This window comes from Microcoleus sp. PH2017_35_SFW_U_B, assembly GCF_020737865.1.
Lineage (GTDB): Bacteria > Cyanobacteriota > Cyanobacteriia > Cyanobacteriales > Microcoleaceae > Microcoleus.
Genome location: NZ_JAEQDE010000041.1, coordinates 1 through 13443, shown reverse-complemented (window position 1 = coordinate 13443; position 13443 = coordinate 1). Strand labels below are relative to the sequence as shown.

Annotated in this window: 15 protein-coding genes and 1 tRNA gene; 6 read left to right on the top strand and 10 right to left on the bottom strand. The window is 45.9% G+C overall.

Annotation, left to right across the window (positions count from 1 at the left end; all coding sequences use genetic code 11):
• Positions 1-8: 8 nt before the first annotated feature.
• Complete coding sequence (locus tag JGK36_RS11560) at positions 9-701, bottom strand: GDSL-type esterase/lipase family protein (protein WP_293175089.1); 693 nt, start codon at positions 699-701, stop codon at positions 9-11.
• 79 nt (positions 702-780) lie between these two features.
• Between JGK36_RS11560 and JGK36_RS11555 the strand changes: the two genes are divergently transcribed.
• The 4 genes from JGK36_RS11555 (at position 781) to JGK36_RS11540 (ending at position 2711) form a co-directional block, all read left to right on the top strand.
• Positions 781-1014, top strand: a complete 234-nt coding sequence (locus tag JGK36_RS11555; protein ID WP_293175087.1) for a DNA-directed RNA polymerase subunit omega — start codon at positions 781-783, stop codon at positions 1012-1014.
• A gap of 348 nt (positions 1015-1362) precedes the next feature.
• Positions 1363-2007, top strand: a complete 645-nt coding sequence (locus JGK36_RS11550; RefSeq protein WP_293175085.1) for a hypothetical protein — start codon at positions 1363-1365, stop codon at positions 2005-2007.
• A 227-nt stretch (positions 2008-2234) separates the two neighbouring features.
• Positions 2235-2600, top strand: a complete 366-nt coding sequence (locus tag JGK36_RS11545) for a DUF1818 family protein (protein ID WP_293195992.1) — start codon at positions 2235-2237, stop codon at positions 2598-2600.
• A 37-nt stretch (positions 2601-2637) separates the two neighbouring features.
• Positions 2638-2711: transfer RNA gene (locus tag JGK36_RS11540), tRNA-Pro, on the top strand.
• Positions 2712-2833: 122 nt separating this feature from the next.
• On the opposite strand, the gene JGK36_RS11535 is transcribed toward JGK36_RS11540, so the two are convergent.
• The 7 genes from JGK36_RS11535 to petB all read right to left on the bottom strand — a co-directional run bounded on the left by JGK36_RS11535 (position 2834) and on the right by petB (position 10075).
• Positions 2834-3460, bottom strand: a complete 627-nt coding sequence (locus tag JGK36_RS11535; RefSeq protein ID WP_293191806.1) for a hypothetical protein — start codon at positions 3458-3460, stop codon at positions 2834-2836.
• Positions 3461-3647: 187 nt separating this feature from the next.
• On the bottom strand, positions 3648-4694 hold the full coding sequence (locus JGK36_RS11530) for a PDDEXK nuclease domain-containing protein (RefSeq protein WP_293175046.1): 1047 nt from the start codon (positions 4692-4694) through the stop codon (positions 3648-3650).
• Between the two features lie 173 nt (positions 4695-4867).
• Positions 4868-5413: a hypothetical protein gene (locus tag JGK36_RS11525; protein WP_293175043.1), complete on the bottom strand. Its 546-nt coding sequence runs from the start codon at positions 5411-5413 to the stop codon at positions 4868-4870.
• A 225-nt stretch (positions 5414-5638) separates the two neighbouring features.
• Positions 5639-6979, bottom strand: coding sequence for a cytochrome 450 (locus JGK36_RS11520; protein ID WP_293195994.1), 1341 nt, complete (start codon positions 6977-6979; stop codon positions 5639-5641).
• 534 nt (positions 6980-7513) lie between these two features.
• A complete protein-coding gene (locus tag JGK36_RS11515; RefSeq protein WP_293175037.1) occupies positions 7514-8221 on the bottom strand; it encodes an HAD family hydrolase in 708 nt (235 codons plus the stop codon).
• 136 nt (positions 8222-8357) lie between these two features.
• Positions 8358-8840 carry a cytochrome b6-f complex subunit IV gene (gene petD, locus JGK36_RS11510; protein ID WP_293175034.1) on the bottom strand — a complete coding sequence of 161 codons (483 nt, stop codon included), beginning with the start codon at positions 8838-8840 and terminating at the stop codon, positions 8358-8360.
• A 566-nt stretch (positions 8841-9406) separates the two neighbouring features.
• Positions 9407-10075, bottom strand: coding sequence for a cytochrome b6 (petB, locus tag JGK36_RS11505; protein WP_293175031.1), 669 nt, complete (start codon positions 10073-10075; stop codon positions 9407-9409).
• Between the two features lie 135 nt (positions 10076-10210).
• Here petB and JGK36_RS11500 point away from each other — a divergent pair, with 135 nt between their 5' ends.
• Complete coding sequence (locus JGK36_RS11500; protein WP_293175028.1) at positions 10211-10483, top strand: hypothetical protein; 273 nt, start codon at positions 10211-10213, stop codon at positions 10481-10483.
• Between the two features lie 183 nt (positions 10484-10666).
• Positions 10667-11956 carry a carboxyl-terminal processing protease CtpA gene (gene ctpA, locus JGK36_RS11495; RefSeq protein ID WP_293195996.1) on the top strand — a complete coding sequence of 430 codons (1290 nt, stop codon included), beginning with the start codon at positions 10667-10669 and terminating at the stop codon, positions 11954-11956.
• A gap of 203 nt (positions 11957-12159) precedes the next feature.
• On the opposite strand, the gene JGK36_RS11490 is transcribed toward ctpA, so the two are convergent.
• Together JGK36_RS11490 and psaM are read right to left on the bottom strand one after the other, a co-directional pair.
• On the bottom strand, positions 12160-12573 hold the full coding sequence (locus JGK36_RS11490; protein WP_293187236.1) for a hypothetical protein: 414 nt from the start codon (positions 12571-12573) through the stop codon (positions 12160-12162).
• A gap of 280 nt (positions 12574-12853) precedes the next feature.
• Positions 12854-12949, bottom strand: a complete 96-nt coding sequence (gene psaM / locus JGK36_RS11485) for a photosystem I reaction center subunit XII (protein ID WP_015174804.1) — start codon at positions 12947-12949, stop codon at positions 12854-12856.
• Positions 12950-13443 lie beyond the last annotated feature (494 nt).

Genomic DNA, 13443 nt, shown 5'->3' with positions numbered 1-13443 from the left:
ACTAATAACTAATGACTAATAGCGAGTAGCGGTTCCCAACTTGTCACATCTTCAAATAAACATTGATAACCGACTTCATTGGGATGGAGACCATCCGAAGTCAGACAAGAACGCCACCAAATATTACCGCGATCGATCCATTTATCAAAAATATCTAAATAGGGAATTCCCCGTTCCAAACAAGCTAACTTTGTGGCTTCTTTATAGCGATATTGGTCAGCGTGATTGTAGTACAAACAATCTTGAAAAGGCATTTTGCTTTCATCCACCGGCACCATCCCGACAAATATCACCGGACAAAGTTGTTGCGATAAATTTAACAAATTATCCAAAACAGTTTTAAAATGTTCAAAATCAGTATAACTGCGCCCAGTAGGCGATTGCACTCTCGCCGTATCGTTGAGGCCTACCGACAGTATGATGGCATCCGGGACGCGGTTTCTGAGCTCGCCCCGGTGCCGAAACTCGTTTTCGAGGCGCTGGGCGACTTGATACGTGCGATCGCCCCGAACGCCCAAATTGTATAAAACGTGTCCTGCACTCTCCGTTAACATCCACTGTCGCCGCAATCTTTCCACCCAACCCCCGCCTACACCGTCGCCGAAACCGTAGATTAAACTGTCGCCGAAAGCAACCAATTTGAGAGGATGAGAATTTACCTGATGCAAGTGACCAAAGGAATAGGCTGTTGTTGCCTGCATAAGCAATGATACTCAGTTAGTAATTTTGAATCTTCGCATACTAGACTAGAATGTAACATTAGATAAAGTAGGTAATCTCATGGTTAAGCGTCCAACCTTCGATTCAACTCAGCTAACCCGTCGGGCAGAAGAGTTGATCGGTGCTGCATCCAATCGCTATCGGATTACGGTGCAAGTGGCGAACCGCGCCAAACGCCGTCGCTATGAAGATTTTGACAATATGGACGACCATCAAATGATGAAACCTGTGATGCGGGCGATATTTGAGATGTCGGACGAACTCACTCAGCCGGAAATTATCGGGGATATCTAGACTTGGGGAGTTTTGAGTTTTGAGTGGTGAATTTCAACAATTTTTGTTAATTCAAAACTCAAAACTTTCTTCAACCAGACTGGCGCGACTGGCAGAAAAATCCGGTTTATTTTTAGCTTTCAAACGAGTGCTAGCCGGAGACCAAGTTACATCTATATACGCAAGCAAGTTACATCTATATACGCAAGCGAGCGGGACGCTCGCACTGCGAAGAAACGCTTTTTACCAAATCGGGATGCTCCCAACCGGGTTGATTTTCGTAAATCCTAAGATGAGAGATTAGGATATAGGCTGGTAGGTGAGTTTAGGAAATTATTCTATTTTTGAATTGAAATTATTGTCAAAACCGTGAAAAAGAAATTCAAGCTGGGCTTCAGTTTTCTGTTAGTTACTTTGAGTGTGGCGATTTTTACGCTTTTGAGTGGGGTATTGGAATCGGGTAAATTAAGTGTGTCGGCTTTGGAACCTTCGCTGCTGCGTGGTTCTGGGTCTAGAGGACTGGTTGCTCAACAATCGGCGCCACAGCAATTGAGGGCGCAAGATGCGTGGAAATTGGTGTATGAAAAAGTGCCGGATTTGCCGATCGAGAATAACTACATTTCTAAGGAAACCGGCAAAGTAGATCCCAACAATACTTTAGTTGGGCGCTTGATTAGATATCATGTGTTTGTCAAAGGACGGCCGCCGAATTACCGTTTTGATTGGAAGTTGAGTTTAGCTGACTATCTGGGGGCGACTCCCGATTATTTGGTGGAAGGCGTGTATCCGGGAAAAGATGTTTTGCGAGAAAATCCGATGGAACGCGATCGCGCTGCTATTCAAAGTTTAAATAGAAAACAGCGGGATGCTTTGGTTCAAGCTTTGGTTGATGTTTTTACCGAGAATTCGGGGCCATCGCGCACACCGGCGGCGGGCGAAACACCAAAAGGGCGATCGACTTCCCCGGAAATACCGCAGCCACAGCCGGGAGATGCAAAGTTGCTGACACCGTAAGCTTGAAGGAGGCCTAGAAACCGGGTTTTTGGCTAATCTGCCTGGTGTAACGCGTCTTTTCGGCATAAACAGATTGGTTCGTAGTGCGGACTTCAGTCCGCAGCGGGAGAGCGGACTGAAGTCCGCACTACGAACCGTTGTTGTTATCGTAATCGACTGGACATGATATAAGCCATAAAATCACCTAATCAATCTAAAATCCAAAATCCAAAATCTAAAATCGCCAGATGGAACGTGTAATTAAGACTGGTGCGGGCTGGCGTTTGGGATGGAACCCAAACGCAGAAGAGTTTCAGGGTTTGGTGGCTGGGGAAGGTTGGGCGATCGAACTCACCGAAGCCGAGTTAAACGATTTTTGCCGGTTGTTGGGACAATTAGCCGCCACAATGAGTCAAATGGCCTCTGAGTTAATGGACGAGGAAAAAATCGCCATTGAAGCCGAAAGCGACTTGTTGTGGGTGCAGTTAGAAGGCTATCCCGAAGCTTACAGCGTGCAGTTGATCTTGAATGCTGGTAGGAGGTGCGAGGGTTTTTGGCCGGCGGCTGCGGTTCCGAGTTTGGTGCAGGCAACCAAAGTTTTAAAAGTTTTTTGACTTTTTCTGAGATTCTATGCTAAGCTGTTAAAGCTGTCGGGGCGTAGCGCAGCTTGGTAGCGCACTACTTTGGGGTAGTAGGGGTCGTGGGTTCAAATCCCGCCGCTCCGATTGTGATAAAGATCGTGATAAAACCTTCTCAAACGAGAAGGTTTTGTTGTTTTTAGCAGTGACTCTTGGTATTGCTGAGTTCGTGACAGTGGAGTACAAAACGTCATCCTCTGGATCCTCTTTTAGGCAAAACCAGGAAATTTCTCACTCAAACTTTGAGAGAAATAATACTGACACCAAAATTCTGCTACTTCTAACAACATCGGTACAGATTTAGGAGTTATACCTGAACCATACTCCGGGGCATAACTTTCTACGTATTCTTTAGCTAGTTTATAGATCCAATAAGGAAAATCGTTGTCTGTGAAACAACGCAGTGCATAGTCTAATTTTAGTAAATTTCCACTGCGGACAAAATGTACTGTTCCCCAGGCAACATTACGACGATCGTCTCCTTGTAGGCTATTAATTGTTCTCAATAACTTACGGATAGATTGCTCGCCTTCATTACTAGGATTTTCCAGGTGAATTTCCATTTTGGCGATTCCTTCAGCTATTACCTGTTTGTGCTGTTCCCATTCTTCCTCGGTATAGTGTTCGGGACAAGTAGCTTGATTCATCTCGTGTTGTACTCGCTGAGAAATGTACAGCGCAAATTTTTCGGCCGCAACTCGATCGGTACACAAACTTTTGATACTTGTCAGTCTGGTTATGGATATAGCAAATCGAGTTTTTTCAAGTTCCTTGGCTGTTTGAACCCATTTCTTGATTTTAGTGGCAATAGGAGTTAGTGAACTTTTTGGTTTCATTTTAATTGATAGAATGCACAAGTTTTGTCGTAGGTTTTTTTAGATTGTACACAAACCTATGTCATAGATGGCGATCGCCATTTCGGTTATTTTCCGGGAATTTTGCTGTGACTCGGGCGATCGTAGTGTCGGAATGTGCTGTTAAATGTTGTCGAATGCCATCTCGTCAATTATTCCATTGTTTTTGTCATAACTCCTCCTCAATCTCCACATCTACCGCTTCTAACTCAGCTTCCAACTGCTCAAAAGTCGGCAAACTCCCCTGTAACTGTTCCGGTAAAGTCTCCCGCAATTGATAAGTCGAAACCCCGATCGCCTTATTCATGTCTCGCAAAGAATATTCCACAATCTTCTGCTTTTTATTCTTGCATAAAATCATCCCAATAGTCGGCATATCGTCCCGGTGTTTGAGTAAATCATCCACAGCCGAAACGTAAAAACTCATCTTTCCCGAAAATTCCGGCTTAAACGCTTCCACTTTCAAGTCAATTACCACAAAACAACGCAAACGTAAATGATAAAATAATAAATCAATATAAAAATCTTCCCCTTCAACCTCCAGGTGATACTGACTCCCGACAAAAGCAAACCCTACCCCCAACTCCAGCAAAAAATCGCGGATACGTTCAATCAAAGCCTGCTCTAAATCGCGCTCTTTTGCTGCTTTACCTAAACTGAGAAACTCAAAATTATAAGGGTCTTTAAATAACTGTTGAGCCAGTTCTGATTGAGGATTTGGCAGAGTGCGAGAGAAATTAGTATCAGCTTTCCCTTGCCGCCGGTATAGTCTACTTTCTATCTGATGAACTAACACATTTCGACTCCATCCTTGCTCGATAGTTTGGCGAATGTACCACTCGCGCTCAACCCCATCTTTCACACTATCCAAAATGCGGATATTATGGCCCCAAGGAATTTGTGCAACAACCTGCTGCACAAATTCAAAATCTGGGTAAGTTTCCGCAAAACTCCTCATATATTTCAGATTGCGAGATGAAAAACCCTTCATCTCAGGAAAAGCTTTTTGCAAGTCAGCAGCCAAAGTGTCTATAACTTTAGTACCCCATCCTTGCTGCTGTTGCCGATTTAAAATATCCTGTCCAATTTGCCAATAAAGCAACACTAATTCTCGGTTAACAGAAACTGCTGCCCGTACTTGAGCATTGCGGATGCGTTCTTTCAGTTCCCGCAGGAAAATATTATAATCTTCTGGAATTGATAAACTATCCACCATAGCTTAACCCCCACATATTTTCTTGAATCAGCGTGGTTTTATAGTCAGGATAGGAAATATAAAACTACGAAAAGTATAGCCGATCAATGTATGTAGTTGCGCTTCAGCGCTCTTTGCTAATCTTATAAAGAGCGCTGAAGCGCAACTACGTACCTAAGTTGTCCTAAATATTTTCAATCTTGAGCAATAATTAAACAATCACTGCCAACTTTCGACAGAAAATCAGGAAATGCTGCTGTGGGGCTGCTATCTTTGTTTACAACTCTGCGGAGTGTATAGCCTTTTTCAGGAGCTCTGCCGAAAAACGAGTTTCTGCGATCCCAGATATCCCCATTGGGAGTGTTCGGATCGCGATCGATCAAAAAATCCATAATCCACGGCGGTACAGACAATCCAAACGCGATCGGCGTGATGTGCCCGTGCTGCAAAGTTGCATCTGAGAAGCGAAACAAGTAGCTGAAGCGAGAAAATTTGACGGCATAAAGTAACATCCGTCCCGCCATTGATGAATGAAATGTCCAGACAACTGGTTCATAAATCCGCAGCAATAATGTTCGTTGGCCAGGATTCCATTCTGAATTGTACATCGTCAGACAATAGTCTGGCAAAATATTCCCGTCCATAAAGAAGATACCTTGCAGGGCTTCTGGAAACTCCGGTGGATGTTCTGCTTTCATCCAGGTTGCGATGTCTTTTAGTTTCTTTGTTTCAATTAACATGGTATTATTTAACCTCTAAAAAATTGTGATTTAGTCTCTGGTTATATACCCCCTTGAGTTCGTTGTGTAACAGGCATCTTGCGTGTTTTTTAAGGGCGGGCGGGACGCCCACTTTACAAGCAATTTGATGTGTTGTGGAACAGGCATCTTGCGTGTTTTTTAAGGGCGGGCGGGACGCCCACTCCACAAGCAATTTGATGTGTTGTGGAACAGGCATCTTGCCTGTTACGATCGCCGAACTTTACCAACGGTACTAATGACATCCACCAGCATCTTCAGTGCGATATCTTTAGCTGGGCAAATCCGTCCCGCACTCCGATCGCCCACCGAATGAAAACCCATATGATAAGGGCACAAATTCTCGCGCTTAGCGTTGAATTCGTACACCGTAGAACCCCAGAAACTCGCGTCTAGATGCCCCAAACTGAGCGGTATCAGTACCTTGGTTCCGGCGGGAAAAGTGCGCTGTCTGCCCCCTACCGTGGCGGTAAATGGCTCTGTCGCGACTCGGTGGGTGGCGCTGACGGGAGCCCAGAGGCGCCCGCATTCCAACAGGAAAAGCTCGATCGACTGGCGATCGTCCAAATCGAGATCGTCCCAAAACTCAGTCGGATTAATTTGAGCCGTCTGTGTTCCTTTATACGCCGGGAGAGGGCGGTATCCCATAGCTGTGTAGCCTAGGTGCAGGGGGCCTTGCAGTCCCGCTATCCCCATAATTGCTGTCATCAGCTTTGCCAATTCCCGCCTAGTCATGCCGTTGTTTTCCGAGCTCACCTCGAAGTCGGCTAGGGCAGGAGAATTTTCGTAGATAGTCGCCGCGCGCTCGATTAAAGCCGACAAATCCCCGTGTCCAAACAGGTTCAGGCTTTGCAGCAGGCTGCCCGCGACGGCGAAGTAGTGCGCTGGGCTTTGGCGGATGTAATGTAAATCGGTGAGAAGTTCGATCGCAGACTTGTCATCTGGGTTAATCCCAAAAATTACGTAGTGCAGGTATGGAACTAAAAATCCCATCCAACCGCGCCTGACATCGGTAAAAAATGTTCCCCCCGCACCGTGCGGCATCTCGGTATAATCTGATGCTAGGCGATCGAGCAACCGCCTGCTGATTTCGTCTTCTTGGCGATCGGTTGTGGCGCTGTTGAAAAGATACTTTTGCATACAGCTTCGGAATGCTGCGTGGTTGCTGCTACCGTCTGGTTCGCGATCGGACAAAGACAGCAGGAAAAGGTTCCTACCGCCGACATCTTGGTTGGGGGAGAGATCGGCATCGAGCACAGAAGTACCCAGCCGCCATCCGCGCGCCTGAGGCGATGTGAGTGCTTCTTCGAGTGTTGCAAATTCTCCCATCACGACTTGTCCCGCGCAGCAAAAATTAGCCCCGAAAGCCAGCCGTTTTATTGGCAAATAGGTGGGTTCGTTGGCAATTAAACCCTCTATAAGACTGATTATCGGCAGGAACGTTTTGCTGAGGCTTTCTGTCGGATTTTCCAAAGTCCAAGTCTGAAACTCATGCAGTGCCGGGTTCATAAATGATGAGAAGACACCTTCTAAATTTAGGTTCGTCATAATTAAGATACTTTTTGCTAAAAGTTGCTAAACTTTAAAATCAATTGTCTTTGATTGATTAGTACGAGCGGCATCGATCGATAGTTAACTTAATATTTATGCCGTTTGCCCTTGGGTAAAACCGGAAGATTTCTCTAAACATTAAGAAACAGATATATAGTTATACCAATTTTACATCAAGTTAGATATAGCCTTTCTCAAAAAAGTGAGGTATGCCCGCTAGTCTTATGCCCTATGCCCCATGCTCTATGCCCCATGCCCATGAGTACCTCATATGAGAGCTTGAAAGGCTATAGAATAAAGATACTGTTGAGAGGTCATGAGTTATGGCACACTGATTCTGGCGATCGTAGAAAGTGCACAGAGCAAGCGAGCAACAACTAAAAAACAGTCGCACCGCTCAAGGGAGAAGTATTTCTGACACTTGTGGAATTGCATGAACGACTGAATCTTGTTCTGCAACAAATCACACCTGAATAAATTTGTTCGCTATCTTCTTACAATTTAATTTTTGAATCTTTATTCGAGGCAGCTTCATATTAAATTGCTATCAAACATCTCTTTCAAACTTGATAGATCGAAAATTTTTGTGCCTTTATAGTCAAAATATTTTCCTTCTCGATCGACTAAAACTGTTTTAATTTTAAGCTGCTTAGCCCCTTCGATATCGTCTTCGATTGAGTCACCAACCATTAACACTTGTGATGGTTCTATATTTAAATCATCTATAACAAATTTAAAAACTTTAGAGCTAGGTTTGCCAAAACCAATTTCTTCACTAATATAGATTTTGTTAATATATTCCTCTAATTTTAATGCCTTGATTTTGTCCCTTTGTCCGTCGGAAGGTCCATTTGTAAGAATAGCGGTATTAATTTCTTTTTTTCGTAAATCTTTTAGCGATGGAATAACATCATCAAATAATGTTATTCCGTGATTTGCCTCTTTCATATAAATATCATTTAGTGCTGAAGAAAACGCTAAACGATTTTCGCGTTCGCCTGGTATAACATCAGCATAGCGACGCAACCTATACTCGTCCCTAGAAATAATTCCCTTAACAAACTGTCGGAACAAGGTAGGCTCTATCAAGCTATAACTATTCCAAAATTGATTAACATCTATGCCAGATGATTCAAGAACTCGATTAACAAGACTGATTGCATTTTTTTTAGCTTTCTGATAATCACAAAGTGTATCATCTAGATCGAAAATGACATATTTTATTCTATGCAACTTCATGTAAAATTGGTATTTTTTATATCGATCTGTTTAAAGTCTAAAATCCCAAATAAAATGACGCCCGCGAAAGTTTCCTAGCAGTACAAAAGCACTTTATCGGAAACCCGCGGGCGTCAAAATCAAACAAACTTAAATCTTAGAACAGACCCAGCGTGAAAGATTTGTCGATCGGGAAAATAGCACCAATACCCAACCACAGAGTTACCGCAGTTCCAAAAAGGAAGACTGTAGTAGCAACAGGGCGGCGGAACGGATTTTGGAACTTGTTAACATTCTCGATGAACGGAATCAAAATCAAGCCAACTGGAACACCGGCCATGCAAGCAATACCCAACAATTTGTTAGGCAAAACGCGCAGGAGTTGGAACACAGGCCACAAATACCATTCCGGAAGAATTTCTAGCGGAGTAGCAAAAGGATTGGCAGGTTCGCCAATCATAGCCGGGTCTAGTACAGCCAAGCCGACGCACAGAGAAATCGTTCCCATGATCACAATTGGGAAAACGTAGAGCAAGTCATTGGGCCAAGCTGGTTCGCCGTAATAGTTGTGACCCATGCCCTTAGCGAGCTTAGCGCGTAGCTCTGGATCGCTCAAATCTGGTTTTTTGATAATAGACATAGTGAGAGTGTTCTCCTTTTAGTTTTGCCCGGGCCTGGCATTCCGCTGTATTCGTTAGTCCGAATCAGCGGGGCGATCGCACGAAGTATTGACCGTAATAAATATCTTGACATCCTCACCGCCGTAAAACGGACGGTGATTCCTAAACCTCACGATTTAGGTTTCTGCTTCATCGCAACTGCCTCCACCCTAGGCGCGAGTTTATGGCCTTACGTTCGCTCCACAGACTATCCCCGCAAGCCTTGCGGTTCTTGTGTGTCGAAATCCAAAAAAGGAGTTCTCATTTTTTTGGTTGATTCTAGGGGTGGACTGTCCATTGCCCTATCCTCTTTTCCCGGTCTACCGATTTGTCTGCGCCACCAGTTTTACTGGACTTCGCTCGTTAGGCTGTCTGAATCCATCGTCTCGGGTGGGTCAAGGACCACCTTAATTATACTGAAAGATTTGTAAAGCCGTCCTGGAAGGACGGGGTTTCAAACCCAATTTTCTGATGAGAGATGAATTCTGAATTTTCAACCCAAAATTCCGCAGGGGGGCAAAAAAATACCTCCCCCACAACTCAAAATTTACAATGGGCCAGAAATGCCTTGCTTGCGAATCATCAAGAAGTGAGCCAGCATGAAGACGATAATCAGCCAAGGCAACACAAAAGTGTGCAAGCTGTAGTAACGAGTCAAAGTGCCTTGACCGACGCTGACACCGCCGCGAAGCAGTTCTACCAGTGTAGAACCGACAAAGGGAATGGCTTCTGGTACGCCGGAAACGATTTTAACTGCCCAGTAACCGATTTGATCCCAAGGCAGAGAGTAGCCGGTCACGCCGAAAGAAACAGTGAGAACCGCCAAGATTACTCCTGTCACCCAGGTTAATTCGCGGGGCTTTTTGAAGCCGCCGGTCAGGTAAACCCGGAAGGTGTGCAAAATCATCATCAGTACCATCATGCTGGCAGACCAGCGGTGGATGGAGCGGATCAGCCAGCCGAAGTTGACTTCATTCATCAGATATTGCACTGAAGAAAAAGCTTCTGCTACCGTGGGACGGTAATAGAAAGTCATGGCGAAGCCGGTGGCAAACTGGATTAGAAAACAAACTAGAGTAATGCCGCCCAAGCAATAGAAGATGTTGACGTGGGGAGGTACATACTTTGTAGTGATGTCGTCTGCGATCGCCTGAATTTCCAGGCGTTCATCAAACCACTGGAAGGTTTTTGAGTCGGTGATTTGTTTAGAAAACATGGAGCCAGAATTCCTAAAAGAATATTGCTGTGGTTGAGGTTCATTCTCAGCAGCCACAAGGTTTTTTTGTCGCCCCGCGCCGAGCAGTTGGCTTTTACTAGCAAATGCCTGAGGCTATTTTTAAATTTGGAGCTCATGAAAGGAAATCTCTTGTGCGATCGCCCGCGAGCACTGGGAAACCAAGCTAGAGCTGAGCCCTACTCGCTGGCGTTGCGCGATCGAATTCCAGACTGTGATAAAAAATGTAACATAATTGCTGTACAAATTTCACGGAGCGATGCTTTTGCCTTCGTCTCAAATAGCATTTTCTGCCAGCTCAACATCCGCCCCAAGCTCGCATACAGCCAAGAACCCAGCCCAGGAGCAAAGTCCGAGTCCGCCAGAGGGTGGCTGGGAGGTAAAATTTAATATTCATGATAAAACTTCACTAATTTTGCGATTAAATGTTACAATTAACTAATTTTTTGTTCGCGGCTGGGCAATGATGAATCCTGAATGTCTCCGGGACAGTTGACTGCACAAAAGCTTAAAAGCTTACAAACTTAAAATACAGGAAATGCCATACTTGCCTATCTTTGAGACAAAAAAATCATGCAGAGACGAGTTTTCCAGACAGCAATTATCTTCTTCCTCCAAGTCGTCCTGGTTCTAGGCGCATGGGCTCTTCCGGCGGCGGCGCTAACTCCAGAACAGCAGTTGTTGAGCGAAGCTTGGCGCATTGTCAATCGTTCCTATGTGGATGACACCTTCAACTCGAAAAACTGGTGGTCGATTCGCGAAAAAGCCGTCAAGGAACCGCTCAACGACAGACAGCAGACTTACACGGCGATTCAAGGGATGCTGGCAAATCTTGACGACCCTTTTACTCGACTGCTCAAACCGGAACAGTACCGCAGTTTGCAGGTCAACACTTCGGGAGAATTGACGGGAGTTGGGCTACAAATTGCGATCGACCCCGAGACAAATACCCTAACAGTAGTGGCTCCTTTGGCGGGCTCGCCGGCGGATAAAGCCGGCATTCAACCGCTCGATCGCATTTTGAAAATTGACGGCACTCCTACCTCAGAATTGAGCCTGGACGAAGCAGCAACTCGAATGCGGGGCCGCATCGGCACTCCTGTTACTTTGACCTTGGGACGCGAAGGAAGGGAGGTTCCTGAAGACATTGAGCTGGTGCGCGATCGCATTGCTCTCAATCCGGTTTATGCCGAATTGCAGTCCGGGCCGGACAATTTACCGCTGGGCTACATTCGCCTGAGTCAATTCAGCGCTAACGCCACCGAAGAAGTCGCCCATGCGATCGATCGTTTGGAAAAACAAGGCGCCGCCTCCTACATTCTCGATTTGCGGAACAACCCGGGCGGGCTGTTGCAAGCGGGGATTGAAATTGCGCGCCTGTGGATCGATTCTGGGACGATCGTCTACACAGTCAACAGACAAGGCATTCTCGGCAGTTTTGAGGCTTCTGGACAAGCCTTAACTGGCGATCCGCTGATTGTTTTGGTGAACAAGGGAACGGCCAGTGCTAGCGAAATTTTGGCGGGTGCGCTGCAAGATAACGGCAGAGCTCAACTGGTGGGCGAAAAGACTTTCGGGAAAGGACTGATTCAGTCGCTGTTTGATTTGTCCGACGGTTCCGGGTTGGCTGTAACTGTTGCGAAGTACGAGACACCGAACCACACGGATATTAACAAATTGGGGATTTCGCCCGATCGCGCAGTGCCGCTAGAACCGATTGCGCGCGATCGAATTGGCACTGAAGACGACTTACAATATCAAGCTGCACTGCAACTACTAAAAGAGAAAACCGCGATCGCAAAGACGGCGGTTGAAACCGCGCCCAGACAAACAATGTCCGCCTCTGCCGACGGAAGACAATAAAGTAATTTCAACCACCCTTTCTTCAACCCGCACTCCTGCGGGTTTTGTTTGTACAGGCGCGAATTCCATTCGCCCCCTCTTGTTTCTTGAACCCGCATTCCTGGGGTTTTGTTTGTATAGGCGCGAATTCCCTTCGTCCACTCTTCTGTCTGCGCGGTGCACATCCTACAACAATCTTCAGATTAAGGTTGCTGTCTGACAATTTAAGGTTGCAGCGTAGATTCCTCAGAATCGGGTGCTTCGGGTTCCTGCAAAATCACCGGGCGTTGCTGGGGATCGGCTCGATTGCTTTGCTCTTGCATCACAGTTTTAGCCTGACTGGGGTCAAAATAGCGGTTAAAGTCCGATCGCGACTTATCGACTCGCGCTTGAGTAAGATTCACTTCAGCTTGGATTTCGTGCAACTTTTCTTGGACTCCCCGGTAGTGGGGCCAAAGCTGAATCAAAGCAGAAGTCGCACACACTGACAGAACTACATTAACTGCTAACTTGACTCCTGTTTCGGCGGCGAGCGTTTGATGAGGGTAGGAACGCTGGCTGCTGCTGCGACGAGGAGTAACCCGAGGGGGAGTTTTTACAGGACGTAGTGGGGTAACGGTAGGTTGAATCGCTTGCATAATTTTTTTTTCAAATACCTGAGACTGACTTTTTAGAGCTGACCACAGAAAATTCTGAGTTTAACGCACACCCGCCCCTGTTTGTCAGGGTGCTCGCAGCCCAAATTTTTGAGACTGGGTGACGGCTGAGGACGGAATTTCCCAATAAAAATGCCTGCCCTTGCAGTCTCGTCTTCGTGACCACAAACAATCTACTGCACGATGACAGCAATTGTCTGTAATTTCGAGATTTAACTAAGGAGGACAGGCGACGGTGCGGTTCGCTACTGGTGTCTCGAAACTACTTGTACAGTTCTGTTGACAGCCGGAAAGCCAAGATTCCGGGAATCAAAGCAATTACGAGCGCTACGTAGACTTGGGTATCTGTTAAAGACATATGAGGAAAACTCCATTTTACGGGCACGAGCTTTCATCAATTTGAGACAAATTGGCGCTTTTGGGAATCTTTTGTTACAAATCGACAAGTAATTCGGTGCCGTTGGGGAGGAGTGGGAGAGGGGGAGAGGCCGAGAGGGGGAGATGGGGAGATGGGGAAAATCTTTATGCTTGACTTCTCGTTCTCGGATTGAGTTCGATCGCTATAAATCCGCTAAATTCGTTAAAACCCCCTAAATTGGCCGTTTCCGAACTGCCTTGGGAGCGATCGGCCGCGACAAAGTTGCCGGACTAGGTTACGATCAGTAAACGTGACACTCATTTTAGACAGAGCCAGTGATTTGCGCTGAGCTAGTACCTAGCTAGCGATTAAATAGACAAGGTGGTACACTTGTTGACAAATCTACGATGTACCATTTTGTTCAAACCCTGCGCGATTCCCAAAAAACCTTGGATTGTCAGTAAAGACACTCGCTTGCGCTGGGATGTTTCGGG

Excerpts from the sequence above, each read along its gene's own strand:
- JGK36_RS11560 (WP_293175089.1), bottom strand. The coding sequence starts at position 701 with ATGCAGGCAACAACAGCCTATTCCTTTGGTCACTTGCATCAGGTAAAT.
- JGK36_RS11555 (WP_293175087.1), top strand. The coding sequence starts at position 781 with ATGGTTAAGCGTCCAACCTTCGATTCAACTCAGCTAACCCGTCGGGCA.
- JGK36_RS11545 (WP_293195992.1), top strand. The coding sequence starts at position 2,235 with ATGGAACGTGTAATTAAGACTGGTGCGGGCTGGCGTTTGGGATGGAAC.
- JGK36_RS11535 (WP_293191806.1), bottom strand. The coding sequence starts at position 3,460 with ATGAAACCAAAAAGTTCACTAACTCCTATTGCCACTAAAATCAAGAAA.
- JGK36_RS11530 (WP_293175046.1), bottom strand. The coding sequence starts at position 4,694 with ATGGTGGATAGTTTATCAATTCCAGAAGATTATAATATTTTCCTGCGG.
- JGK36_RS11525 (WP_293175043.1), bottom strand. The coding sequence starts at position 5,413 with ATGTTAATTGAAACAAAGAAACTAAAAGACATCGCAACCTGGATGAAA.
- JGK36_RS11520 (WP_293195994.1), bottom strand. The coding sequence starts at position 6,979 with ATGACGAACCTAAATTTAGAAGGTGTCTTCTCATCATTTATGAACCCG.
- JGK36_RS11515 (WP_293175037.1), bottom strand. The coding sequence starts at position 8,221 with ATGAAGTTGCATAGAATAAAATATGTCATTTTCGATCTAGATGATACA.
- petD (WP_293175034.1), bottom strand. The coding sequence starts at position 8,840 with ATGTCTATTATCAAAAAACCAGATTTGAGCGATCCAGAGCTACGCGCT.
- petB (WP_293175031.1), bottom strand. The coding sequence starts at position 10,075 with ATGTTTTCTAAACAAATCACCGACTCAAAAACCTTCCAGTGGTTTGAT.
- JGK36_RS11500 (WP_293175028.1), top strand. The coding sequence starts at position 10,211 with ATGAAAGGAAATCTCTTGTGCGATCGCCCGCGAGCACTGGGAAACCAA.
- ctpA (WP_293195996.1), top strand. The coding sequence starts at position 10,667 with ATGCAGAGACGAGTTTTCCAGACAGCAATTATCTTCTTCCTCCAAGTC.
- JGK36_RS11490 (WP_293187236.1), bottom strand. The coding sequence starts at position 12,573 with ATGCAAGCGATTCAACCTACCGTTACCCCACTACGTCCTGTAAAAACT.
- psaM (WP_015174804.1), bottom strand. The coding sequence starts at position 12,949 with ATGTCTTTAACAGATACCCAAGTCTACGTAGCGCTCGTAATTGCTTTG.